We start from the raw sequence: 24,000 nt of genomic DNA, 5'->3' as shown, positions 1-24,000 counted from the left end.
CGAATTACCTTACAGTTGAGTTCCTTGGCTCTCACCTTTTGAGTCTCACGCGGTCAATTTATCACGCGTTGAGCGCGCGGCCATAGGCGTCGAGCACGCTTTCCTTCATCATTTCCGACAGCGTCGGATGCGGGAAGATCGTATGCATCAGCTCTTCCTCGGTGGTCTCCAGGTTCATCGCCACGACAAAGCCCTGGATCAACTCGGTCACTTCGGCGCCGACCATATGCGCGCCGAGCAACTGCCCGGTCTTCTTGTCGAAGATGGTTTTGACGAAACCCTGATCTTCACCGAGCGCGATGGCTTTGCCGTTGGCGGCGAACTGAAAGCGGCCGACGCGGATGTCCTTGCCCTCGGCCTTGGCTTTGGCTTCGGTCAACCCGACGGAGGCAACCTGCGGGTTGCAATAGGTGCAGCCCGGAATCTTCAGCTTGTCAGTGGCATGCACGCCGGGGAAATTGGCGATCTTTTCCACGCAGACCACGCCTTCATGCTCGGCCTTGTGGGCGAGCATCGGCGGGCCGGCAACGTCGCCGATGGCATAGATGCCGGGCACATTGGTGTTGCCGTAGCCGTCGACGACGACGCAGCCGCGCTCGGTCTTCACGCCGAGCGCTTCGAGGCCGAGATCCTCGATGTTGCCCTGCACGCCAACGGCTGAGATCATCCGGTCGGCGGTGATCTTCTCGACCTTGCCGTCCTTCATCTCGATATGCGCGGTTACCAAGTTTTCACCCTTCTCGACCTTGGTGACCTTGGCCTCGAGGATGATCTTCATGCCTTGCTTCTCAAACTGCTTTTGCGCGAATTTCGAGACCTCGGCGTCCTCGACCGGCATTACCGCCGGCAACAACTCGACCACCGTCACCTCCGCGCCCATCGTACGGTAGAATGAGGCGAACTCGATGCCGATTGCGCCCGAACCCATCACCAGCAGTGATTTCGGCATCTCCTTCGGCACCATCGCTTCAAAATAGGTCCAGATCAGCTTGCCGTCGGGCTCGATGCCGGGCAGCGCCCGCGGCCTGGCGCCGGTCGCCAGGATGATGTGCTTGGCGGTGTAGGTGCCCTCGCCCTTGACGCCCTTGGGGGCCGGCGGCTGCGGCTCCATCGGCTTCTTCGACGATTTCGACACGACGATCTCGCCCGGTTTATCGCCGGAAGCCGCCTTGGACAACTTGGCTTCGCCCCAGATGACGTCGACCTTGTTCTTCTTCATCAGGAAGGCGACGCCGCCGTTCAGCCGCAGCGAGACCTTTCGCGAGCGGTCGACCACGGCAGCGGTATCGACGCTGACCTTGCCGTCGATCTTCAAGCCGTAGTCCTTCAGATGATCCGAATAGTGCATGATCTCGGCCGAACGCAGCAGCGCTTTGGTCGGGATGCAGCCCCAGTTGAGGCAGATGCCGCCGAGATGCTCGCGCTCGACGATCGCCGTCTTGAAGCCGAGTTGGGCGGAACGCACCGCCGTGACGTAGCCGCCGGGGCCGGAGCCGATGATGATGACGTCGTAGTTCTCAGCCACGGATTTCTCCCCGATCCCTAGAGTTCCAGCATGACGCGCACGATTGGCGCTAATGCTTGTCCGATTTTCCGCGTGTTTTCCGCATCAAGATGGACGCCGTCGAGCGGGGTGGTCGTTGCCACCGTGCCGGCATCGAAAAAGCCGCAGCCGGCCTCTTCGGCAAGGGCGGAATATTGCGGCGCCAGCCGCATCGAAGCTTCGTCGCCGCCGGCGAACATTTCCTTGAACTCAGCATTGTCGGTACGGCTGACGGCCGGCGGCGCGACGATCAGGATCTGTGGCGCCGGCCAGTCGAACGGGTAGTCGTGGCCACGCACGATCTCGATCAGGCGCTGCATGCCCTGTTTGGCAGCGACCGGATTGCCGTGGATCCACGGCTTCATGTCGTTGGAGCCGAGCATGATGACAATCAGGTCGATCGGCGCATGTGTCATCAGCACCGTCGGCAGCACTCTAGCGCCGTTACGGTCGGCGCCGGCCAGATGGTCGTCGAAAGCCGTTGTGCGGCCGTTCAAGCCTTCGGCGATGACCTGGATATCGCCTCCCAACGTCGCCTGCAGCACACTCGGCCAGCGGTCCTTGAGCGGGTGGCGATCCAGACTTGCCGCATCATAACCCCAGGTCAGCGAGTCGCCGTAGCAAAGGACTGTTTTCATGCGTTTGCCCCCTCCTGCTGAAATCTGCCCGCGCGCGCCTCACCCGCCAGCGGACCAACAGCCATTGCACATGATCGTTGCGACACCGGAAAGGCTGAAGGCAAAAAGGCTGGTGAAGAATTTCCGCACCGCCTTCTTTCCTTTCTAGACCAGCATGCCCATCGGATTTTCGATCATGCGTTTGAAGGCGACGAGCAGTTCGGCGCCGAGCGCGCCGTCGACGGCGCGGTGATCGGTCGACAGCGTTACCGACATGATTGTCGCGATCTTAATCTCGCCGTTCTTGACCACCGCGCGCTCCTCGCCGGCGCCGACCGCCAGGATCGTCGCATGCGGGGGGTTGATGACGGCGGCAAAGTCCTTGATGCCGAACATGCCGAGATTGGACACCGCCGTGGTGCCGCCTTGATATTCTTCCGGCTTCAGCTTGCGGCTGCGGGCGCGGCTGGCAAGATCCTTCATCTCGTTGGAGATAACCGACAGCGTCTTTTCGTCGGCACGCCGGATGATCGGCGTGATCAGCCCGCCGGGGATCGACACGGCGACGCCGACATCGGCATGCTTGTGCTTGACCATGGCGCTCTCGGTCCATGACGCATTGGCATCCGGCACCGCCATCAGTGCCATTGCCATCGCTTTGATGACCATGTCGTTGACCGACAGCTTGTAGGCCGGCGCCTCACCCTTGTCGGTCTTCTTCACCGGGGCGGCTGCGTTGATCTGCGCGCGCAGTGCCAGAAGCGCGTCAAGCTCGCAATCGAGCGTCAGGTAGAAATGCGGGATGGTGGTGGTGGCCTCGACCAGCCGGCGCGCGATGGTCTTGCGCATGGTGTCGTGCGGGACAAGCTCGTAGGAGCCTTCGGCAAACAGTTTTAGCACTTGGTCGTCCGACATTGGCTTTGGCGCGACAGCCGGAGCCGGGGCGCCGGCAGGTGCCGCTTTCGCGGCCGGTGCCGCCTTGACGCCGCTGGAAATCGCTGCGTCGACATCGGCCTTGACCACGCGGCCATGCGGGCCGGAGCCGGTCACCGCGGAGACATCGACACCGGCTTCCCTGGCGATGCGACGGGCAAGCGGCGAGGCGAAGGTGCGCTCGCTTGCATGGCCGTTGGCGACCGGAGCCGCTTCCGCCTTGGGCGCAGGTGCGGCGGTAGGTTGCGGCTTCGGCGCTTCGGGCTTTGGTGTTTCGGCTTTGGGGGCATCCGCTTTCGGAGCCTCGGCCTTCGCCGGCGCAGCGCCGTCACCGCTCTTGGCGGCAGCCGCCGCATCCTCGCCTTCGGCCGCGAGCACGGCGATCAGCGCGTTGACCTTGACGCCTTCGGTGCCTGCCGGAACGACCAGCTTGGCCACCGTGCCTTCGTCGACCGCTTCGACTTCCATCGTCGCCTTGTCGGTCTCGATCTCGGCGATCACGTCGCCTGGCGAAACCTTGTCGCCCTCCTTGACCAGCCACTTGGCAAGATTGCCCTCTTCCATCGTGGGCGACAGGGCCGGCATGGTGATGTTGATCGGCATGTTTTCCTCCCGCCCTGCTCAGCGATATGTGACGGCTTTGACTGCCTCGACGACCTCGCCGACATTGGGCAGCGCCAGCTTTTCGAGGTTCGCCGCATAGGGCATTGGCACGTCCTTGCCGGCAATGGTGATGACCGGTGCGTCGAGGAAATCGAAGGCGCGCTGCGACACCTGGTTGGCGATATGGTCGCCGACCGAGTTCTGCGGAAACCCTTCTTCCACCACCACCAGCCGGTTGGTCTTCCTGACCGAGGCGATGATGGTGTCGAAATCGAGCGGACGGATGGTCCTGAGGTCGATGATCTCGGCATCGACGCCCATGCCGCGCAATTCGGCCTCGGCCTTGATCGCATAGGTCATGCCGATGCCGAAGGAGACGATGGTGACATCCTTGCCCGTTTTGTGGATGCGCGCCTTGCCGATCGGCAGCACGAAATCGTCCATCTTCGGCACGTCGAAGGATTGGCCGTAAAGGATTTCGTTCTCGAGGAAGATGGTCGGGTTCGGGTCACGGATGGCGGCCTTCAGCAACCCCTTGGCGTCGGCGGCGGTGTAGGGCATCACCACTTTCAGGCCGGGAATGTGGCTGTACCAGGCGGCATAGCACTGCGAATGCTGGGCGGCGACACGGGCGGCCGCGCCGTTCGGCCCGCGAAAGACGATGGGCGCGCCCATCTGGCCGCCGGACATATAGAGCGTCTTGGCGGCGGAGTTGATGATCTGGTCGATCGCCTGCATGGCGAAGTTGAAGGTCATGAACTCGACGATCGGTTTCAGGCCGGCCATCGCCGCGCCGACGCCGACGCCGGCAAACCCGTGCTCGGTGATGGGCGTGTCGACGACGCGCCGCGGCCCGAATTCCTGCAGCAGCCCTTGCGTGATCTTGTAAGCGCCCTGGTACTCGGCGACCTCCTCGCCCATCACGAAGACGTCGCCGTCTCGACGCATCTCCTCGGCCATCGCGTCACGCAGCGCCTCGCGCACAGTGGTCGAGACCATTGCCGTCCCGGCCGGGATGTCGGGATCGGCGGCTGCCTTCATGGCGGGGGCAGCGGGAACGGACGCCTTCGCCTCGCCGGCATCCTGCGGCGCGGACTTCGAGCCTTCCTCGGCTGCGTCGGTGCGCTGCCCGCTGTCGGAAATCGCATCCTGGGTGGAAGCCGGTGCTGCCTTGGCCTCCTTGCCGATATCGGCGGCGCTCTCGCCGTCCTGCAGCAGCACCGCGATCGGCGTGTTGACCTTCACGCCTTCGGTGCCCTCGGCAACCAGGATCTTGCCGAGCGTGCCTTCGTCGACCGCTTCGACTTCCATCGTCGCCTTGTCGGTCTCGATCTCGGCGATGACGTCACCGGCGGCGACCTTGTCGCCCTCGTTCTTCAACCATTTGGAAACATTGCCTTCTTCCATGGTCGGCGAGAGTGCGGGCATGAGAATTTCGATCGGCATGTCCTTGCCCTCCCGTTACAATACGATGTCGGTCCAGAGCTCGGACGGATCCGGCTCTGCGTCGTTCTGGGCAAATTCGGCGGCGTCGGCGACAATGTCGCGAACCTCCTTGTCGACGGTTTTGAGCTCGTCCTCGTCGGCCCACTTCTTGTCGAGCAGGCGCGCTTTCACCTGCTCGATCGGGTCACGCTCGGAGCGCATCTTCTGCACTTCTTCCTTGGAGCGATATTTTGCCGGATCGGACATCGAGTGGCCGCGGTAGCGGTAGGTCTGCATTTCGAGGATCAGTGGCCCCTTGCCGTCACGGCACCATTCGGTTGCGAGATCGCCGGCTGCCTTGACCGCGCGGACGTCCATGCCATCGACTTGGATACCGGGGATCTTGAAGGAGGCGCCGCGCTGCGAAAAATCCGTCTCGGCCGACGAACGCGATACCGAGGTGCCCATGGCATAGCGGTTGTTCTCGATGATGTAGATCACCGGCAGCTTCCACAGCGAGGCCATGTTGAAGCTTTCATAGACCTGGCCCTGATTGGCGGCGCCGTCGCCGAAATAGGTCAGCGTCACATTGTTGTTGCCGCGATAGCGATTGGCGAAGGCGAGGCCGGTGCCGAGCGAAACCTGCGCGCCGACAATGCCGTGGCCGCCGTAAAAATGCTTCTCCTTGGAGAACATGTGCATGGAGCCGCCCTTGCCCCTGGACAAGCCGCCGCGGCGCCCGGTCAACTCGGCCATCACGCCGCGCGGCGACAGTTCCATCGCCAGCATGTGACCATGGTCGCGGTAGGCGGTGATCATCTGGTCGCCATCGACCAGCGCCATCTTCATGCCGGTGACAACTGCTTCCTGGCCGATATAGAGATGGCAGAAGCCGCCGATGAAGCCCATGCCGTAGAGCTGGCCGGCCTTTTCCTCGAAGCGGCGGATAAGCAGCATGCGCCGATAGGCGTCAAGCTCCTCGTCTTTGGTGAAGTCGACAGGTTTGGGGGCCGAAAGCCCCGCCGATTTGCCGTCGGGTCTGGATTTGGATTTGGCAGGCGCTTTTCTGGCGGCGGTGGCCATGCATCACTCCCTGTTGGCGTCTCTTGCGGACACTGAGGGAGATCAGTTCTCCCCACCGATTTGGGGAGGCTAACACGCGGGAAAGCGTTTCGCCATGCTGAAAAATGCATGGCTGACATGCATCTAAGCGATTAGAATCATTGAAAATATCGTCGATTAACTTGAATTTGGTTATCTTGCCGTGGCTGGCAACATGATGGTGATTTCGTCGGCATGGGACATATTGAGCGCCTTGCGCGCCTGTTCGTCGAGCATGTCCTTCTCCAGCGTGCCCTGATGCATCAGCTGAACGCGCCGCTGCAGGTCGACCCGGCGCGCCTTGACGGCATCGAGCTTACTTTGCAGATCGACGGCTTCGGCTTCCAACCGATACTTGGAATAGATGCCGAATTCGCCGTGATAGGCGTGGAAGCCGAAATAGGCCAGGAATGCCACGCAGAGCGAGGGAATGATCAGCCGACCGGTATTTCTCTGCTTGTGCTGACGTGTCCACATGATCCAAATCCCTTAGAGCGCCCGGCGTCCTCCTGGACGCGCAAAGGACGCTCTAACACTCTGCGACCTAGCCCTTTCTCCCCGATTGTGCTTAATGGACGGTTACGGATGACCGGATTTGGCGGTGTTGAAACAAAAAGGGCGAGGAATGCCCCCGCCCTTTTTAATCCGGATATTTTCTGTGGGCTCAGCCTTTCACGATCGACTTACCGGCGTAGAGCGCCTGCTTGCCGAGCTCTTCCTCAATGCGGATGAGCTGGTTGTACTTGGCCATGCGATCCGAGCGCGACAATGACCCTGTCTTGATCTGCCCGCAATTGGTGGCGACGGCAAGATCGGCGATGGTCGAATCTTCGGTTTCGCCCGAGCGGTGCGACATTACCGCGGTGTAGCCGGCCTTGTGCGCGGTTTCGACGGCGTCGAGCGTTTCGGTCAATGAGCCGATCTGGTTGACCTTGACCAGGATAGAATTGGCGACGCCCATGTGGATGCCGTCGCGCAGCCGCGCCGTATTGGTGACGAACAGATCGTCGCCGACCAGCTGGGTCTTCTTGCCGATGAGGTCGGTCAGCATTTTCCAGCCGTCCCAGTCGTCCTCGGCCAGCCCGTCCTCGATCGTGATGATCGGATAATCCGCCGCAAGCTTGGCCAGATATTTGGCCTGGGTCTTCGGATCGCGGGTCTTCTTCTCGCCTTCATAGACGTAGTTGCCGTCCTTGAAGAATTCGGTCGCGGCGCAATCGAGGCCGAGCGCAACCTCTTCGCCCGGCTTGAAGCCAGCCTTCTCGATCGATTCCATGATGAAATCGAGCGCGGCGGGCGCGCTTTTCAAGTTAGGGGCGAAGCCGCCCTCGTCGCCGACATTGGTGTTGTGGCCGGCGTCCTTCAGCCGCTTCCTCAACGTATGGAAGATTTCCGAGCCCCAGCGCACCCCGTCACGCAGCGTCGGCGCACCGATCGGCAGGATCATGAATTCCTGGAAGTCGATAGGGTTGTCGGCATGGGCACCACCGTTGATGATGTTCATCATCGGCACCGGAAGCACATGCGCCTTGGTGCCACCGACATAGCGGTAGAGCGGCAGGCCGGCCGCTTCCGCCGCAGCCTTGGCCACAGCCAACGACACGCCGAGGATGGCGTTGGCGCCGAGCCGGCTCTTGTTGGGCGTGCCGTCGAGTTCGATCATGGTCTGGTCGATGTGGATCTGGTTTTCGGCTTCCATACCGCCGATCGCCTCGAACAGCTCGCCATTGACGGCCTCTACCGCCCGCAGGACGCCCTTGCCGAGGTAGCGGGCGCCGCCGTCGCGCAGTTCGACCGCCTCATGCGCGCCGGTCGAGGCGCCGGAGGGCACCGCAGCGCGGCCCATCGAGCCGTCTTCGAGCACGACGTCGACCTCGACGGTCGGGTTTCCGCGGCTGTCCAGGATTTCACGCCCGACAATGTCGATGATGGCAGTCATTGCGATGTCCCCGATTGATCTGACGAAGCGTCGGGCACGTCTTAGCCAAAGTGCTGCAAAACGCAATCGGGGCGTCCGCAAATATTGCCGCCACCTCCGCCACATCGATTCACGAAGCACAAATTGCTGTCATCATAAGTCATGTCAGTCATAAGTCTTGGCGGCATGCGGCTTTCTGGTTTATGCTCGCGCTGCGCGGGGCGAAACAGGAGGAGTTTCGCCATGTCTCAGTTGAGCGGTATTGTGAGTTTGTTCCTGATCGCGGCGGCGTTTTTGACGTCGTGTGACACTCAGCAGCCTCAACAGGGCGCGGTAGAGTTGTCGACCCTTGCGGCGGAGTAGATATCCTGCAAAAAGGCCCCCGGTTCACAAACCGGGGGCCTTTTTGATTCCGGCAGAGCAAGATCAGTGCCAGTAAGGCTCGACCTTGTAGTAGCTGTATGAAGCATCACGCGCCGCCTCGCCGTCGACGCCCGTCAGTTCATCGATCGAATAGGCGGGAGCAGCCTGCAGTTGCTCCTTCGTGAACGGCACGACGTAGCCGCCCTCGTTCTCGTCGTAGTCGAGGCTCGCCCACGGAATGGCGTGGTACTTCTCGCCGATACCGAGAAATCCGCCAAAGCCGATCACGGCAAACATGATGCCATTCGACAGTTTGTCGAGCATGACATCCTCGATGTCGCCGATGTGCGTGCCTTCCGTGTTGTAGACGGATGTGCCGATGACCCGCGAGGCAGCGATGGCTTCAGTGTGTCCTGTCTGGGTTGTCATTTGTGTACTCCTCGTTGTCGTTGACGCTATGCCTGACAATGAGGGGCGCGGATGAAGGTTCCAGACTTTTCGACGCTAATCGATCATTCAGCGAGGATGAAGGTGACCTTCATGTTGACGCGGTAGGCGGAGATCTTGCCGTCCTCGACGACGACCTTCTGGTCCTGGATCCAGGCGCCTTCGACGTTCTTCAATGTCTTTGCGGCGCGGGCAATCCCCTGTTCGATGGCGTCCTGAAAGCTGTTATTCGACGATGATGTGATTTCGGTGACGCGGGCGACGGACATGGCTTCCTCCTCCAAGGCACTCGGTTGCCTGGGCAGCGTACAACCGGCGCCTGTTGATCACAAGTTTCGGGGTCGGAATTAGGGCTGGACCGCTGAACTTGCTCAGCCCTTGGCGACGCGATCGAATGCCATCAGCCTTTCAAGCAGCGCCCGAAGGTCCTTCAGCGGCACCATATTGGGGCCATCGGAGGGGGCGTTGTCTGGATCCTGATGCGTCTCGATGAAAACGCCGGCGACACCGACCGCAACCGCGGCGCGCGCCAGCGTCTCGACGAAGCGCCGATCGCCACCCGTGGAGCCGCCCTGCCCGCCCGGCTGCTGCACGGAATGCGTGGCGTCGAAAATCACCGGTGCGCCGATCTCGGCCATAATCGGCAGGGCGCGCATATCGGACACCAGCGTGTTGTAGCCGAAGGACGCGCCGCGCTCGGTGACCAGCACATTGGCGTTGCCGGAACCGGTGATCTTGGCGACGACGTTCTTCATGTCCCACGGTGCGAGGAACTGGCCCTTCTTCACGTTGATGACCTTGCCGGTTCTTGCCGCCGCGATCAGCAGGTCGGTCTGGCGGCTGAGGAAAGCCGGAATCTGCAGGATGTCGACATGCGGCGCCACAAGCGCGCACTGTTCCTCGGTGTGAATATCGGTCAGGATCGGCAGCGAAAATGCCTTGCGCAAATCGTCGAAGACGGGCAGCGCCGCATCGAGCCCGGCGCCGCGCGTGCCGCCAAGCGAGGTGCGGTTGGCCTTGTCGTAACTGGTCTTGTAGACGAGGCCCAGCCCCAGCTTCTCAGTCAGTTCCTTCAACGCACCAGCCATGTCGAAGGCGTGCTGGCGCGATTCGAGCTGGCACGGGCCGGCAATCAGCGACAGCGGCGCGGTGTTGCCGAAGACGACATTGCCGACGGTTACGGACGAATTGGGCTTGCTCATGCTATCTCCCGGAAAATGAAGGTCGCACCCTGCCCGGATGCCGGCCGCACAACAATATCATTGCCGCGGATTTCGTGTTCGACCGAACTGGCTGCAAGCAGCTTTGCGACCGTGCCTGCGCTGCGAACCGCAAAGACGATCCCCGTGAAGCGGAGTTCCGATGGCGCGCCGGCAGGTATGCCGAAACGCGTTTCGAAAGCGACGGGGTCAAGCAGGCTCAAGGTTGCGTTCGGCAGGCCAAACGCAGTGCTGCTCCCCTGCCCGGTCGCCGGACTGCGCGCCGCGATCGAAATCAATCGGTGCTGTTTGGATGGCTCGTCGCTGACCGCCACGACTTCAATGATGCCGGTTGCGCCATTGGCATGAATCTGCAACGCGGTGCGGTCCACCTTCGGCGCATTGATCCGCTCGCAGGCGAACAGGAATGCGTCCTTCGCCCCGGCACCGGAGGCGAAGGCCAGTTTGAACGATGCCGTGTCGCTCTTTCCCGCCGCGTCGGTGAAGGCACGCGAAAAGCTCAGCGTATCTCCGGCCGACAGGCCGGCTTCGACATAGCGCGCGTGGTCGGCATTCGCATTTTCGGTGCCTAGGACAAGGGCTGAAAATCCCTCATTGCCGCGCTTGTCGCGATAGGCACGATCGCGCGCGACGAAGACGTTGCCGTCGGCGATCGCTTTCGCCGCCGCTTGCCCGTTGCCCACCGCCAGCGGCTCGAGATAGGTGCCGTCCTCAAGGAAGACGCAGCAGTTTTCCGTCCCGAAAGGATGGATGCCGGTCGGCGCCACGACAAAGCCAAGCGAAACCAGCCGCGCCCGCGCCACATCGAGACTCGCGGTCGGCAGCACCAGATGGTCAAGCGGATAGGGGCTTGGCGGATAGGAGCCTGCTGTCATCGTCTCGGTCATGCCGGCGCGGTGTGCATCATTCCGGAATTTGGTTCAAGAGCCTCACCTGACACCGAAGGATGGCGTGGCCGCATTACGCGACCTCCGGAATACTTGCCGCTGCCGGAAACCAACCTACGTGATCCAAATGAGAAAGATCCTGTTCATAACGGCAGCGGTCGGCGCGATGGCTGTTCTCGCCATGCTGGTCTGGGACGCGCCAAAGCGGCCAGGCGCCGACCCGACCGAACCGACCGCCGCTCAGACGGAGTAACGTTGCTCCTGCTTCGGTCACTTTTTCTTCAGGTTGCAGCCACAACATCCGCCGAATATCGCAATTCGCGCAGCGGTTTGACCTGGCTGGTCGTCTCGGCATAGAGCGAATGCGCCTTGTAGGCGGCCAGAGCGGCATCATCCTCGAACTCGGCATAAACGACCACGTCGATCTCGTCCGAAAGCGGGTCGACCTTGGTGTTGAGGGTCACCTCGAAAACGCGGGAATGGGGGATGTTGCCCAGCACCAGCAAGCCTGTGCGTACGGCCTCGACATCCTCTTTGTGCCGCGCGCTGAAGAAAACGATATGCCGGATCAACCCCAGCCTCCTCGATCGATGTGCAAGCGTGTTTTGTGTGGGCAAAACGGTCCCGTCAACCGGCAACGATGTCGCGGCGACAACGCGTTGGGCGGGGAAAAGAAACCTACACCAAACTGGTGATGTAGCGCACGATGCGCGTTATCTCCCTGACCGTGCTGTCGAGATAGCTGCCCTGATTGTAGAGGCCGTCCCAGATCAGGAGGAACGTGACGGCGCAGATGACGATGACATAACGCATAGCTAAAACTACTGCATCTGGGTGGCTGCAACCATAGTGATTCCGGCGTTGATCAGAGCCCTCCCCGAAAATCTATCCATTGATCCGTGTACGCTTGCCTTGGCTCTTGAAGTTCCCCTCGATGAGGTGAAAGATTGCTGCAGGGATTCATCGCGCCCGGCCGGACTTCATCCAGCGTTACGTCTTCCCGGGCGGCATGCTGCCAACGCTGTCGATCCTGAAAACGCTCGGCAAAGACCATGGCCTTTCTCACCTGCGCGAGCGCATTTTCCCGGACGACTATGCCCGCACGCTCGCCGAATGGCGCCACCGCTTCTGGGCGTCATGGGAAAAGATCGTCCCGCTCGATTTCGACGACCTGCGCAATAAAATCCTTCGCTTTGGCGCCGGTCTCGAACACGACGCTGGTCCGGGGCAGCGCTGCAAATGACCAGTTGGCGTCCGCCGACGGATTGACCGTGTCTTGGCCGATGAGTAGCGCACGATCACGTCACGGTTGGTGTCCGGCGCCTCGTAGATGATCTTCGATGCGTTGATTTCCGGGAAATTGCCACCGCCGCCAGCGCGGTAATTGCTGGGCGCGACGACGAATTTCCGCATGGGATCAATTGGTGCTCCGTCGAACATCAAGTCGATGATGCGGTTCGAACCGGCCTCCTGTTCAACGACGTGCCAGCCTTCAACAGCGCGTGCCAAGTCCTGCCCGAAGCAAGCGAATCCATCAGGAGGATGACGTGCGGAATGTGCGCGGGCGGAGACGTCAGTTCCTGTCCTCGTCGCCTTGGGTGATCAGCCGCGCGCTGCGCTGACCTGTCGCGTAAATCCATAACCAGCTCAGCGAAACCGCGAGCCGGTTACGGAAGCCGATCAGGAAATAGATGTGCGCCAGACCCCACAGCCACCAGGCCAGCCGGCCGGTGAGCTTGATCCAGCCGAAATCGATCGCGGCGGCGCGCTTGCCGATCGTCGCCAGATCGCCGTCATGCTTGTAGCGGAAAGGCCGCGGGGTCATGTCGCCGGCAAGCCGGGCCTTGATCGTCGCGGCGACATGCCGGCCCTGCTGCTTGGCGGCGGGTGCTACGCCGGGCACCATGCGGCCATCTGGGCGCAGGACGTGTGCAGCGTCCCCGACGACGAAAATCTCCGGGCTGCCCGGCACGGTGAGGTCGGGCTCGACCAGCACCCTGCCCGCACGGTCCGCTGCCGCCCCCAGCCATTCGGCAGCCGGCGAGGCGGCGACGCCTGCTGCCCACAGGATAGTCCTGGCCGGCAGCTGCGTGTCGCCGAAGATGACACCCTCGGCGTCGCAGCGTGTAACGGGCCGACCGAGTTCGACCGTCACCCCGAGCCGCTCGAGTGCCTTGCTGGCATAGTCGGAGAGTTCTGGCGCGAAATTGGGAAGAATGCGGTCACCGGCCTCGATCAGCACCACGCGCGTCTGCCGCGTATCGATGCTGCGGAACTCGCCGCGCAGCATGTCGTGCGCCAGTTCAACAATGGTGCCAGCCAGTTCCACGCCGGTCGGCCCGCCACCAACGATCGCCAGCGTCAGCAGCGCTTGGCGCTTGGCGGGATCGGTCTCCCGCTCGGCCTGCTCGAAGGCGAGCAGAACGCGCCGCCGAATGGTGGTGGCGTCCTCCAGCGTCTTCAGTCCCGGTGCGAAAGGCTCCCATTCGTCATGGCCGAAATAGGCGTGGCGGGCGCCGGTGGCCAGCAGCAGCGTGTCGTAGGCGACCGCGCCGCCATCATCGAACAGCACGCGCTTGCCGACGCGGTCGACGCCGCTGACGGTGGCGAGCAGCGTCGTCACGTCCTTGCGCTTGCGCAGGAGATGGCGGATCGGCCAGGCGATTTCCGAGGTCGCCAGCGCCGTGGTCGCCACCTGGTAGAGCAGCGGCTGGAAGAGATGGTGGTTGCGCTTGTCGATCATGGTGATCCGCACCGGCGCACCGTCAAGCGCGCGGGTGAATTCGAGCCCCCCAAAGCCCGCCCCGACGACGACGACATGGTGGCTGGATTCGTTCATCTCATTCACTCCGGGAGAACAGGTTGGCCGGGAGAGCAGGCTGGAGAGCAGGCTGGAGAGCAATTTCGCCAAATTTGATGTAGGGACTTTTGTGCACTGCAACAACATCCGACTTTGCCGACTGCCCGCCCCAAGATGTCGCGAATGTACATGCCCTATCCTGCCGCCGAGTATAATTTCATTGAAACTGACGACAGGAGTGGAACTTGGATAGCGATCATGACGATGAAGGTCGGGGGCAACATTCCTCGCCGCCCTGCTTCATGCACGAGCTCGACCCGGAATTCCGGGCGCCCCTATCCAACTGGACCGACGTGAAGCGATGGCGCAAGGCCGAGCGCGAGCGGCTGATTGCGGCTCGCCTCGCTGTCTCGGCTAATATGCGGACGGCAATGTCGCAGCGCATCGGCGAGAGCCTCGACGCGGTGATCGGCGACATTGCCGGCCGCATGGTCAGCCTCTACTGGCCGTTCCGCGGCGAGCCGGATTTGCGCCCATGGATAGCTTCCATCAACAAGCGCGGCGGCCGTACCGCACTGCCTGTTGTCGTCGAGAAAGGCCAGCCGCTTGTCTTTCGTGCCTACACACCGGGCGACCGGCTGGAGAAGGGCGTCTGGAATATCCCGATCCCGGCTGACGGCGATCCGGTGCTGCCCGACATCGTCATCTCACCGATCGTCGGCATCGATCCGGGACAATACCGGCTGGGTTATGGCGGCGGCTTCTTCGACCGCACACTGGCGGCGATGCCGATCAAGCCGCTGATCATCGGTGTCGGCTACGAGTTGCAGCGTATCGCCACCATCTATCCGCAGCCGCACGACATCCCGATGGACCGGGTGGTGACGGAGGCGTTCAAAGCCTAAGCAAGTTCCGGCTTCATCCCCACCGCCGTCCGGTCGACGATCTCGCGCAAGGCGAAGGATGAATTGATCTTCGTCACATGCGGCATCGCCGACAGCCATTCCTTGTGGATGCGCTCATAGTCGACGAGGTCCTTTGCCGCGATGCGCAGGATATAATCGTATTCGCCCGACATAAGGTGGCAGGACAGGACATTCGGGCAGCGCTTTATCGCCGCCTCGAAATCCGACAGCGTCTTCTCGAATTGCCCCGACAGCGATATATGCACGATCGCCGTCATCTGGTGGCCAAGAGCGGCATTGGAAAGCCGGGCGTGATAGCCGCGGATGGTTCCGGATTTCTCCAGATTATCAAGCCGCCGCGAGCAGGCCGACTGCGATAGGCCGACCTTCTCGGCAAGCGCCGCGTTGGGTATCCGTCCATCCTTCTGCAACGTTTCGAGAATGGCGATATCGATCCTGTCCAGCGTCATTTTTCGGGATTCCTGCGACAATCTAGCTATTTTGCGCAACGATTATCGAGCCTTGCCCTTCTGCGCAAGCGCATTCGCAAACACTTACGGGGCGATCCGTGGTTCACTTATCTCTACACAGGGAACGTGCCTCAAAGGGCCGGATCAGGAGGAGAAGAAGATGCGCGTCGGCTGCCCACGGGAAATCAAGAACAACGAATACCGCGTCGGCCTGACGCCGGGCTCGGTCCGCGAATATGTCGCGCATGGTCACGAAGTGCTGATCGAGACCGGCGCCGGCGCCGGCATCGGCGCCGACGACAACGCCTATCGCGCAGCCGGCGCCACCATCGCCAAGACGGCCGCCGACGTGTTTGCCAAGTCCGACATGATCATCAAGGTCAAGGAGCCGCAGCCCGGCGAATGGGTTCAGCTCCGTGACGGCCAGATCCTCTACACCTATCTCCATCTCGCTCCGGACCCGGAGCAGACCAAGGGCCTGCTGGCCTCGGGTGTGACGGCCATCGCGTACGAGACGGTCACCGACGACCGTGGCGGCCTGCCGCTGCTGGCGCCGATGTCGGAAGTCGCCGGCCGCCTGTCGATCCAGGCCGGCGCCACCGCGCTGCAGAAGGCCAATGGCGGCCGCGGCGTGCTGCTCGGCGGCGTGCCCGGCGTGCTGCCCGGCAAGGTCACTGTGCTCGGCGGCGGCGTCGTCGGCCTGCATGCCGCCCGGATGGCGGCCGGCCTTGGCGCCGACGTCACCATCATCGACCGCTCGATCCCGCGCCTGCGCCAGCTCGACGATATCTTCGGCGGTCGCGTCCACACCCGCTATTCGACCGTCGAGGCGCTGGAAGAGGAATGTTTTTCGGCCGACATCGTCGTCGGCGCCGTGCTGATTCCGGGTGCTGCCGCGCCGAAACTCGTTTCGCGCGAGATGCTGTCGGGCATGAAGAAAGGCTCGGTGCTTGTCGACGTCGCCATCGACCAAGGCGGCTGCTTCGAGACCTCGCACGCCACAACTCATGCCGCGCCGACCTATGAGGTCGACGGCGTCATTCACTATTGCGTCGCCAATATGCCGGGTGCGGTGCCGGTCACTTCGGCCCACGCCCTCAACAACGCAACGCTGCATTACGGCCTGCAGCTCGCCGACAAAGGCCTGAAGGCGCTGATCGACGATCATCATTTGCGCAACGGCCTGAATGTCCACAAGGGCAAGATCACCAACCGCGCGGTGGCCGAAGCACTCGGCTATGAGTTGGTCGAGCCGAAGGCCGTTCTCGCCGCCTGAACCCCACGCTGATTCCTCTCCCGACAGAGCCGCCGACGTCCTCGGCGGCTCTTTTTTCCACAAGCAAATTTCACGGATTGCGATTGGCTGACCGGCATTGCCCGTCCTGCTTGCAATGTGTCTTTCCTGTGGCCTTTTTGTTACAGCCGCCGGCAGAGGGCGGGTGCTAGACGGGTGGTGGGTTTTTCAAAAGGCAGGGGCAATGACCAGCAAACGATTCGCAAAATCTCTTCTTCTTGGCGCAGTTTCCGTCCTGGCGCTCGGATCGGCTTCTCATGCCGCCGACGCGGTTGTGCCGGTCGTCGAGACGTCGGCCTTCAACTGGAGTGGCATCTATGTCGGCTTTGGCGTTGGCGCCGGCGCCAATGTCCACGAACTCAGCAGCGATCTGGTTCCTGGCTTCTCTTTCAACGGCATTGGTGGTGAAGGCGTATACGGTGAACTGACCGTTGGGTACGACTACATGGTGTCGCCGCGCTTCCTGATCGGCGGACTTCTAGATGCCCATGCCGGCAACATTGAAACCACGCTCGATGTTGCTGGTTTCGATGCTTCGGTCCGCGAAACCTACGGTTTTGACGCTGGTTTGCGGCTTGGTTGCCTCTTCACGCCAAACACTTTGGGCTATGTGCTCGGAGGCTATTCCTGGCAAAAATACAAATTCGACACGAACGCTGGTTTTGATTTCGATTGGGACCAGAGCGGCTACTTCGTCGGAGCTGGCGTTGAAACGGCCATCAACAGCAACTGGACGATCAAGTCAGAGTATCGTTATACCCGCTTCAGTACTGAAAACATTCTTTCCGAGTTCGGCATACCGGACGGCGTCCTCGACACGGATACGTCGCGGCATACGTTCCAGGTTGCGGCCAACTATCGCTTTGGCGCCCAGAACGGTGGCGTCGCCTCTTTCGAGGCTCCTGCCTATAACTGGACCGGCTTCTACGTCGGCGGCGCCGCCGGTGCGGGTGCGTCGGTGCATCAGATCGACGTTCCGCCGCTTGGCGGCCTCGAGTTCAACGGGCTCGGTGGCGAAGGTGTGTTCGGCGAATTGAACGTCGGCTACGACCATGATTTCGGCAGCTGGGTCGCAGGCGTCATGGTGGATGCCCGCTACTCCGGCATGACTTCGGAACTTGAGGTCCCGGGCGGGTCAATCAATCTGGATACTGATTACGGATTCGATGTGCTTGGCCGTGTCGGTATGAAAGTCAACGAATCAACCCTCGCCTATGTGCTCGGTGGTTACAGCTGGCAGCACTTCGATCTGAACGCGTCTTCACCCATCGGCGATATCCTCGATTGGGACTCCAGCGGCTTCTCGGTGGGTGGTGGTCTGGAAACGGCCATGTCCAGCAACGTGACCGTTGGCCTCGAGTACCGTTATTCGCAGTTCTCCGAGAAGGATTTTTCGTCGGATCTTGGGCTGCCGGACGATACTCTCACCTCCACGCCTTCGTTCCATACCGTCCGCATCGGTGCGAAGTACAAGTTCAACTAGAACCGTCCAGACAACAGTCAAAGCCCGCCGGTGATTCCGGCGGGCTTTTTCTTTGGGCGGAAGAAATGCGGGGCGGACAGCGCGGGCAACAAAAAAGCGGAGCCAAAGCCCCGCTTCCTCTGATATCGAGACTTCCCGCCGGTCCATCCGCGGTCGGCAAATCGATCGACAATCATTCCGTAACGCGACAATGCGACAGGCGTACGACAGCTGCGACCGATGAATACCGCCCGGATCGTCACGCGCGCTCGATACGGCACTGGTAGCAATTGTTGCGCGCCGAGCGGACATGCACATAGGCGATCTCGTCGCGCTCGAACAAGGTTTCGGCCCGCGCCGCGATAGCGCCGGTCGGAATGACGCCGCCGCTGCCATAGACGATGCGGTCGTCCCTACCGTAGCCGCGCACGATGTAGTCGGCGCTTTCGAGCATTTCTGGAATCGCCTCGGCTTCGGCAGCGCGCTCGCATTCCTCGGCATGCAGAAAGATCGGTCCGGTTTCGGCGTAGGGCTGCGATTCCGGGAATGGCCGGTAGGCCAGGATGAGATAGGCGTCGCCGGCGGCCACGTTCTTCAGGCAGTGGCGGCAAGGCACGCCGTCGCCGTCGGATATTTTCCGCTCTGGTATCAGGCCATAAGCGTCCGGCGCGCCGCGCTGCAAGGCTCTGACATCTTCCGTGGGCAATGCTTTGAACTGGATGGTCATGCGAAATCTCCGGTGTCGTCGACCGGAAATTACGCCGCTGCACCAGCGCCTCCCACCCGATTCCTGCCAATTTGAATCAGTCCATCAAGGCGTCGAGACCGCGCACCAGCCCTGTGATCTCCTGTACCCGCCTGATAGCGAGCAGCGTGCCGGCCACGTAAGGAGCAGCGGACGAGCCGGCGTCGTGACGAATGGTCAGCCGCTCGTCGGGCAGGCCGAACAGCGCCTCGCAGGACAGGATGTAGGAAGGCAGGCGAAGCGCATGCACCTGCACCCCCTCGCCCGTACCAACCGCCGCGCCGCGGGTTCCCGGCACACCCGAGACCTCCGAGACCGGCCGCACCGTCGAAGCCTTGCGGACATCAGCCAGCGCTTCGGCAAGCTCGCGCGCGGTGCCGGACGGCGCGTCGGGTTTCTTGGCGCTCGCATAGTCGATCACCTCGACATCCGGCACGTATTTCGCCGCCATCAGAGCAAACCGCTTCATCAGCGTGGCGGTGATCGAAAAATTGCCGGCTGCAATGACGCCGACACGATTGGCGCGTGCTGCAGCGTCGATCTCGCCGAAATCGGTCGCACCCAGCCCCGACGTGCCGATCACAACGTGCCGCCCCTTCTCTATGGCCAGCAGCGCATGGTCTTTCACCATGTGCGGCTTGGTGTAGTCGACCAGCACGTCCGAAGGTACCTCCAGCGCCTCGGCCAGCGAGGCGGAAACGGTGATGCCATTGGCCGGCATGCCAACCAGGAGGCCGGAATCCTGCCCCGCGCCGCTGCGTGACACAGCCCCGGCCAATGCCATGTCGCCTTGCGCCCCGATCGCCGGAACCAGTGCCTTGCCGACCCAGCCGGTCGCACCGGCCATCACCACCCGTATCGTCATTTGATCCTCCCATCGCATTCGAGCGCCACGCGTCCTTTAGGACGCGTCAAGGACGCTCTAATCATTGACTCCACGCGCATCGTGCTCTTCGGACCGCAGGTTAGCGCGGCAGAAAACGATTCCGACTTTCGGCGCCGATGCGGTAGGCCTAGAGCGATCAGCGATATGGAAAAAGCCCGGCTCATTCAAGCCGGGCTCTGTTGTAGGTGTTGATCCAGGCCGTCGCACAAACGGTCAGGTCGTCGAAATTCCAGACAGTCTTACCGGATGAAGTCGTCGAAGCGGCGGAGCGTCACCCGGCGATTGCGCCAATTCTCGTTCTGCGTCTGCACGAGCAGGAATTCCTCGCCGTAGCCGACGGTTTCCAGTGTATAGCCCGGCACGCCGAATTCGCGCACCAAGGTGCGCTTCAGCGAGGCGGCGCGCTGTTCGGACAGGATCTGGTTCGATTGGAAGGAGCCAACCGCGTCGGTATGGCCTTCGATCAGCACGCGGGCACCGGGGTCGCGCCGCAGGATGCGCTGAAGCGCATCGGCGATGTTTTCGATCTTGCCATATTGCGATTCGGAGATGGCCGCCGAGCCAAAGGCGAAATTTATCGACTGGATATCGATCGAACGGGCCATGCGCCGCAGGTCCGGCCGCCTCTTGAATTCGCGGATGGTGACGCGCTGGTTCCGGCGCAGCTTAACGCGGGGCGCGGCCTCGAGCTGACGCTCGATCGTCGCCGCCGAAGGCGTGGTTGCCTGGGCGGCGGCAAGGGTCGGCACGGCGAGGGCCGCAATCAGCGCGGCGGCAAATGTGCGTCGGGTCAGCATGTCTTTTCTCCTTCGGCCTCTGCCGCATCGATGGTGCCGGCAGGATGGCAAAGACAAGCTGAAGCATTGATGAACAATAGGTTCAGTTTGCGGAGAAAATCATGGCCGCATGACGTTGGCCGCACGCTCGGCGAAGGTCATTGGATGCACGATCTCCTTCTTTTGTGCGACCGGTGCAAAGCCGAGCTTCTGGTAGAGCGGCAATGCCGCCGGATGGTCGAGCGTGCAGGTCTGCACCGTCACCCGCCTTGGGCCGTGCGACCAGGCGGCGGCGATCGCCGCACCGAGGAACCAGCGGCCGATGCCTTGGCCGGTGGCGTGCTCCATCATGCCGAAATAGGCAAGTTCCACTTCTTCCGGCAGATGCGGCTTTAGGTCGAAGAAGCCGGCCGGCGCCCCATCGAGATACAGCACCCTGATGTCGCGGTCCTCGCGATGGATGCCTGCAGAAAGCTCCTCGTCGCTCAGCCTCAGCACGTTGACCCAGTGCCATTTGCGGCCTACCCGATCCATCAAATAGCGGTAGAAATGCAGCGGAATGTCTTTGGTCTTCAGCAGCGCGATCTGGCGGTTGAACGGCACCGGCGGCGAATAGGCCGGCGGCACATGCATTTCGAGAAACGTCACCGTGACCTCGATGTCTTCAAGCGCTCCGTTTTCCATCACGGTCGATCCTTGCCCGTCACGACGGGCGTATCGCCAAGCCCACCCCACTCCGTCCATGAACCGTCGTAGAGCCTGTTGTCGGTATGGCCAAGCGTCTCAAGCGCCAGCGTGATCGCCGCCGCAGTGACGCCCGAGCCGCAAGAGGTGACAACCGGCTTCGACAGGTCGATGCCGGCGTCCTCGATCACCTTGCGCAATCGGTCTTTCGACAGCAGTTCGCCGTTCTCGGCAAGCGCCGAAAACGGCACGTTGTGCGCGCCCGGCATATGGCCTGAGCGGATGCCGGCGCGAGGCTCCGGCTCGGTACCGGCAAACCGGCCAGGCGAACGCGCGTCGGCGATCTGGCTTCCCCCGGTCTCGACGATCCGGCGCATGTCGGCCAAGCTGGCGACGCGAGCGGCATCGAAGTCGGCATGAAACACGCAAGGCGCGATCTTCGTCGGCTCCGCCGTCACCGGCCGTCCCGCTGCTTTCCAGCGGTCGAAGCCGCCGTCCAACACGTAGACCTGGAACACCCCCATGACACGGAACATCCACCAGGCGCGCGGCGCCGAGAAGAAGCCCGGACCGTCATAGACAACAATGGTGTCGTCGTCCGAAATGCCCATAGCGCCGACATATTGGGCGAAATGCTGCGGCGACGGCAGCGTGTGCGGCAGTGGGGAATCAGGATCCGAGATCGCATCCTGATCAAAAAACAGCGCACCCGGAATGTGCGCCGCGTCATATTCGGCGCGCGCGTCGCGCTTCTGCGCCGGCAGATACCAGGACGCGTCGACGATGGTCAGGCCAGGCTGGCCGAGGCGCTTCTGCAACCAGTCCGCGTCGACGGTGAAAGGGCTGTCTTCGGCCATTCTTCTTCTCCTGCCCGCCTTTCACAATTGTCTATCAGGCCGGCTGTTTATCAGGCCGGCGGCATCGGTCCAAAGCGTATTCGGAAGCGCCGGTTCTCGCGACCCTTCTTCTCGATCTTGCCGATATGGATCTCGCCGACTTCTCCAGCGCTCTTCACATGGGTTCCGCCGCAAGGCTGGCTGTCGATCGAGGCGTTCTCGCCAATGCAGACCAGGCGGATCTTGCCCGTGCCGACGGGTGGCCGAACATTCTTGGACTTCACTAGTCCCGGATTGGCTGCCAGTTCCTCGTCGGTGATCAGCTGGGTGAAGACCCGGTGGTCGGCTCGCACCAGTTCCATCAGCTTGGCCGTCACGTCTTCCCTGGTGAAGCCGGCATCCGGAATATCAAAATCGATACGGCTGTCGTCCTCGGAAACCGAGGCGCCGGTGATCGGGAACGGGCAGACGACGGTAAGCAAATGGCAGGCTGTGTGCATGCGCATCAGCAGATGTCGCCTCTCCCAATTGAGGGCAAGCTTTACCGGCTCACCGACCTCAGGCACCGCCTGCTCAGGCGGCGGCACGTGGATGATCTCGTCCTTGGTCTCACCGGTGAGGGTGGCGGCAACAGCGATCAGGCTGCCGTCGGCGCGCTCGAGGGTGCCCGTATCGCCCGGCTGCCCGCCCGACGTGGCGTAGAAGATCGTCCGGTCCAGAATGATGCCGCCACGGTCGTTGACGGCGACAACCATGGCATCAGCCATCCTGAGATAGGCGTCGTCGCGAAACAGGGCATCCGTCCTGTAAGCCATCACGCAACCTTTTCGAACGGCACCGAAATTGTGCTCCGCTGTTCCATCCAGCCCGGCACCGGCAGCTTCTTTTCGCGCAGGAATTCGGGGTTGAACAACTTCGACTGATAGCGCGTGCCGTAGTCGCAAAGCACGGTCACGATGGTGTGGCCGGGACCCATCTCACGCGCCAACCGGATCGCGCCGGCAATATTGATGCCGGTCGAGCCGCCGACGCACAGGCCTTCCTCCTGGATAAGGTCGAAGACGATCGGCAGTGCATCCTCGTCCGTAATCTGGAAGGAGAAATCCGGCGTGAACCCTTCCAGATTGGCGGTGATCCGCCCCTGCCCGATGCCTTCGGTGATCGAGCTGCCTTCGGATTTCAACTCACCGCTGATGTAGAAACTGTAGAGCGCCGCGCCCAGCGGATCGGCGAGCGCGATCTTGATGTCCTTGCTCCTGGCCTTCAGCCCGAAGGCGACGCCGGCCAGCGTTCCGCCCGAGCCGACCGCCGAGACGAAACCGTCGACCTTGCCGCCGGTCTGGGCCCAGATTTCTTCCGCCGTGGTGCGGGTATGGCCGTCACGGTTGGCGACGTTGTCGAACTGATTGGCCCAGATCGCGCCGTTCGGCTCGGACCTGGCCATCTGCTCGGCCAGACGGCCCGACAGCTTCACGTAATTGTTGGGGTTCTTGTAGGGAACGGCAGGCACCTCGATCAGCTCGGCGCCGAGCAATTTGATCGTGTCCTTCTTCTCCTGGCTTTGTGTCTCGGGGATGACGATCACGGTGCGGTAGCCGAGTGCCTTGGCGACCAGCGTCAATCCGATGCCGGTGTTGCCGGCCGTCCCCTCGACGATGACCCCGCCCGGCCTCAAGAGCCCGCGCTGCTCGGCGTCGCGGATGATGAACAGCGCGGCGCGGTCCTTCACCGATTGGCCCGGATTCATGAACTCGGCCTTGCCCAGGATCTCGCAGCCGGTTTCTTCCGAGGCTTTGTTGAGGCGGATCAGAGGCGTATTGCCGATCGCTTCGATCACAGAACGGGCCATGGAGATTCCTTTATGCTTGCGGCGGAACCCTAGAAACCCGAAGCTCCGGTTTCAAGGCAAGAATTTGTCTGGTCCAGCGGCATTTCCGGGCTGCAATTTCAAAAATGGACCTCGCGTTCCGTCATTCATTGAAGCCCTCCACTGAAAAGCGCTCTTTTCATCCGATTTCTTCATCGCTAGAGCACAGGCTAAGAAAAAGTCGCAGGGCATAGCGCGACACTCTATCGGGCCAGAAT

Annotated in this window: 26 protein-coding genes and 2 pseudogenes; 5 read left to right on the top strand and 23 right to left on the bottom strand. The window is 62.0% G+C overall.

Annotated elements, in window-relative coordinates:
• Positions 1-61 precede the first annotated feature (61 nt).
• The 11 genes from lpdA to NKH12_RS00970 all read right to left on the bottom strand — a co-directional run bounded on the left by lpdA (position 62) and on the right by NKH12_RS00970 (position 11,057).
• Positions 62-1,525: a dihydrolipoyl dehydrogenase gene (lpdA, locus tag NKH12_RS01020; RefSeq protein ID WP_352951473.1), complete on the bottom strand. Its 1,464-nt coding sequence runs from the start codon at positions 1,523-1,525 to the stop codon at positions 62-64.
• 17 nt (positions 1,526-1,542) lie between these two features.
• Positions 1,543-2,181, bottom strand: a complete 639-nt coding sequence (locus NKH12_RS01015) for an SGNH/GDSL hydrolase family protein (RefSeq protein WP_352951472.1) — start codon at positions 2,179-2,181, stop codon at positions 1,543-1,545.
• Positions 2,182-2,325: 144 nt separating this feature from the next.
• The gene (locus NKH12_RS01010; RefSeq protein WP_352951471.1) at positions 2,326-3,696 is read right to left on the bottom strand and encodes a pyruvate dehydrogenase complex dihydrolipoamide acetyltransferase; all 1,371 of its coding nucleotides are present in this window, start codon (positions 3,694-3,696) and stop codon (positions 2,326-2,328) included.
• 18 nt (positions 3,697-3,714) lie between these two features.
• Positions 3,715-5,142 carry a pyruvate dehydrogenase complex E1 component subunit beta gene (locus NKH12_RS01005; RefSeq protein ID WP_352951470.1) on the bottom strand — a complete coding sequence of 476 codons (1,428 nt, stop codon included), beginning with the start codon at positions 5,140-5,142 and terminating at the stop codon, positions 3,715-3,717.
• Between the two features lie 15 nt (positions 5,143-5,157).
• Positions 5,158-6,204 (bottom strand): pyruvate dehydrogenase (acetyl-transferring) E1 component subunit alpha, encoded by a 1,047-nt coding sequence (gene pdhA, locus NKH12_RS01000; RefSeq protein WP_352951469.1) that lies wholly within the window; start codon positions 6,202-6,204, stop codon positions 5,158-5,160.
• Between the two features lie 171 nt (positions 6,205-6,375).
• On the bottom strand, positions 6,376-6,699 hold the full coding sequence (locus tag NKH12_RS00995; RefSeq protein WP_352951468.1) for an FtsB family cell division protein: 324 nt from the start codon (positions 6,697-6,699) through the stop codon (positions 6,376-6,378).
• A 187-nt stretch (positions 6,700-6,886) separates the two neighbouring features.
• Entirely contained in the window at positions 6,887-8,161 is a 1,275-nt protein-coding gene (gene eno, locus NKH12_RS00990; protein ID WP_352951467.1) for a phosphopyruvate hydratase, read from the bottom strand.
• A gap of 405 nt (positions 8,162-8,566) precedes the next feature.
• Positions 8,567-8,932 carry a PRC-barrel domain-containing protein gene (locus NKH12_RS00985; RefSeq protein ID WP_352951466.1) on the bottom strand — a complete coding sequence of 122 codons (366 nt, stop codon included), beginning with the start codon at positions 8,930-8,932 and terminating at the stop codon, positions 8,567-8,569.
• A gap of 83 nt (positions 8,933-9,015) precedes the next feature.
• On the bottom strand, positions 9,016-9,219 hold the full coding sequence (locus NKH12_RS00980) for a dodecin family protein (RefSeq protein WP_352951465.1): 204 nt from the start codon (positions 9,217-9,219) through the stop codon (positions 9,016-9,018).
• 102 nt (positions 9,220-9,321) lie between these two features.
• Positions 9,322-10,152, bottom strand: coding sequence for a 3-deoxy-8-phosphooctulonate synthase (gene kdsA / locus NKH12_RS00975; protein WP_352951464.1), 831 nt, complete (start codon positions 10,150-10,152; stop codon positions 9,322-9,324).
• Positions 10,149-11,057, bottom strand: coding sequence for a VOC family protein (locus NKH12_RS00970; RefSeq protein WP_352951463.1), 909 nt, complete (start codon positions 11,055-11,057; stop codon positions 10,149-10,151). Before NKH12_RS00970 ends, kdsA begins: the two co-directional genes overlap by 4 nt.
• A gap of 127 nt (positions 11,058-11,184) precedes the next feature.
• On the opposite strand from NKH12_RS00970, the gene NKH12_RS00965 reads away from it, so the two are divergent.
• Positions 11,185-11,310, top strand: a complete 126-nt coding sequence (locus NKH12_RS00965; protein ID WP_352951462.1) for a hypothetical protein — start codon at positions 11,185-11,187, stop codon at positions 11,308-11,310.
• Positions 11,311-11,338: 28 nt separating this feature from the next.
• Here the strand turns inward: NKH12_RS00965 and NKH12_RS00960 are convergent, their stop codons facing one another.
• Together NKH12_RS00960 and NKH12_RS00955 are read right to left on the bottom strand one after the other, a co-directional pair.
• Entirely contained in the window at positions 11,339-11,629 is a 291-nt protein-coding gene (locus tag NKH12_RS00960; RefSeq protein ID WP_352951461.1) for a Dabb family protein, read from the bottom strand.
• Between the two features lie 106 nt (positions 11,630-11,735).
• Entirely contained in the window at positions 11,736-11,870 is a 135-nt protein-coding gene (locus NKH12_RS00955) for a hypothetical protein (protein WP_352951460.1), read from the bottom strand.
• Positions 11,871-12,018: 148 nt separating this feature from the next.
• Between NKH12_RS00955 and NKH12_RS00950 the strand changes: the two are divergent.
• Positions 12,019-12,252: pseudogene (locus NKH12_RS00950) on the top strand (class I SAM-dependent methyltransferase); the annotation flags it as partial.
• On the opposite strand, the pseudogene NKH12_RS00945 reads toward NKH12_RS00950, so the two are convergent.
• Together NKH12_RS00945 and NKH12_RS00940 are read right to left on the bottom strand one after the other, a co-directional pair.
• Positions 12,193-12,518, bottom strand: a pseudogene (locus NKH12_RS00945) (2',3'-cyclic-nucleotide 2'-phosphodiesterase); the annotation flags it as partial. The pseudogenes NKH12_RS00950 and NKH12_RS00945 sit on opposite strands and share 60 nt — an antisense overlap.
• 112 nt (positions 12,519-12,630) lie before the next feature.
• A complete protein-coding gene (locus NKH12_RS00940) occupies positions 12,631-13,896 on the bottom strand; it encodes an NAD(P)/FAD-dependent oxidoreductase (protein WP_352951459.1) in 1,266 nt (421 codons plus the stop codon).
• A 263-nt stretch (positions 13,897-14,159) separates the two neighbouring features.
• Between NKH12_RS00940 and NKH12_RS00935 the strand changes: the two genes are divergently transcribed.
• On the top strand, positions 14,160-14,762 hold the full coding sequence (locus NKH12_RS00935) for a 5-formyltetrahydrofolate cyclo-ligase (protein ID WP_502910723.1): 603 nt from the start codon (positions 14,160-14,162) through the stop codon (positions 14,760-14,762).
• Here the strand turns inward: NKH12_RS00935 and NKH12_RS00930 are convergent.
• On the bottom strand, positions 14,759-15,232 hold the full coding sequence (locus tag NKH12_RS00930; RefSeq protein WP_352951457.1) for an Lrp/AsnC family transcriptional regulator: 474 nt from the start codon (positions 15,230-15,232) through the stop codon (positions 14,759-14,761). The two genes, NKH12_RS00935 and NKH12_RS00930, sit on opposite strands and share 4 nt — an antisense overlap.
• A 160-nt stretch (positions 15,233-15,392) precedes the next feature.
• Between NKH12_RS00930 and ald the strand changes: the two genes are divergently transcribed.
• Together ald and NKH12_RS00920 are read left to right on the top strand one after the other, a co-directional pair.
• Entirely contained in the window at positions 15,393-16,508 is a 1,116-nt protein-coding gene (ald, locus tag NKH12_RS00925; RefSeq protein WP_352951456.1) for an alanine dehydrogenase, read from the top strand.
• Between the two features lie 202 nt (positions 16,509-16,710).
• The gene (locus NKH12_RS00920; RefSeq protein WP_352951455.1) at positions 16,711-18,009 is read left to right on the top strand and encodes an outer membrane protein; all 1,299 of its coding nucleotides are present in this window, start codon (positions 16,711-16,713) and stop codon (positions 18,007-18,009) included.
• A gap of 238 nt (positions 18,010-18,247) precedes the next feature.
• Here NKH12_RS00920 and NKH12_RS00915 read toward each other — a convergent pair whose 3' ends face one another.
• The 7 genes from NKH12_RS00915 to NKH12_RS00885 form a co-directional block, all read right to left on the bottom strand.
• Entirely contained in the window at positions 18,248-18,715 is a 468-nt protein-coding gene (locus NKH12_RS00915; RefSeq protein WP_352951454.1) for a DUF1203 domain-containing protein, read from the bottom strand.
• Positions 18,716-18,791: 76 nt separating this feature from the next.
• Positions 18,792-19,598, bottom strand: coding sequence for a 4-hydroxy-tetrahydrodipicolinate reductase (gene dapB, locus NKH12_RS00910; protein ID WP_352951453.1), 807 nt, complete (start codon positions 19,596-19,598; stop codon positions 18,792-18,794).
• Positions 19,599-19,858: 260 nt separating this feature from the next.
• Positions 19,859-20,416, bottom strand: a complete 558-nt coding sequence (locus NKH12_RS00905; protein WP_352951452.1) for an OmpA family protein — start codon at positions 20,414-20,416, stop codon at positions 19,859-19,861.
• A 99-nt stretch (positions 20,417-20,515) separates the two neighbouring features.
• Positions 20,516-21,079 carry a GNAT family N-acetyltransferase gene (locus NKH12_RS00900; protein WP_352951451.1) on the bottom strand — a complete coding sequence of 188 codons (564 nt, stop codon included), beginning with the start codon at positions 21,077-21,079 and terminating at the stop codon, positions 20,516-20,518.
• Positions 21,079-21,936 (bottom strand): 3-mercaptopyruvate sulfurtransferase, encoded by an 858-nt coding sequence (gene sseA, locus NKH12_RS00895; RefSeq protein WP_352951450.1) that lies wholly within the window; start codon positions 21,934-21,936, stop codon positions 21,079-21,081. Before sseA ends, NKH12_RS00900 begins: the two co-directional genes overlap by 1 nt.
• Positions 21,937-21,986: 50 nt before the next feature.
• Positions 21,987-22,730 carry an alanyl-tRNA editing protein gene (locus NKH12_RS00890; RefSeq protein ID WP_352951449.1) on the bottom strand — a complete coding sequence of 248 codons (744 nt, stop codon included), beginning with the start codon at positions 22,728-22,730 and terminating at the stop codon, positions 21,987-21,989.
• Positions 22,730-23,764 carry a cysteine synthase A gene (locus NKH12_RS00885; RefSeq protein WP_352951448.1) on the bottom strand — a complete coding sequence of 345 codons (1,035 nt, stop codon included), beginning with the start codon at positions 23,762-23,764 and terminating at the stop codon, positions 22,730-22,732. Before NKH12_RS00885 ends, NKH12_RS00890 begins: the two co-directional genes overlap by 1 nt.
• Positions 23,765-24,000: the final 236 nt, after the last annotated feature.

It is taken from the genome of Mesorhizobium sp. M1322, from assembly GCF_040318085.1.
Classification (GTDB): Bacteria; Pseudomonadota; Alphaproteobacteria; order Rhizobiales; family Rhizobiaceae; genus Mesorhizobium.
The sequence above is the reverse complement of the archived record's forward strand: the minus strand, read 5'-3'. Positions and strand labels throughout refer to the sequence as shown.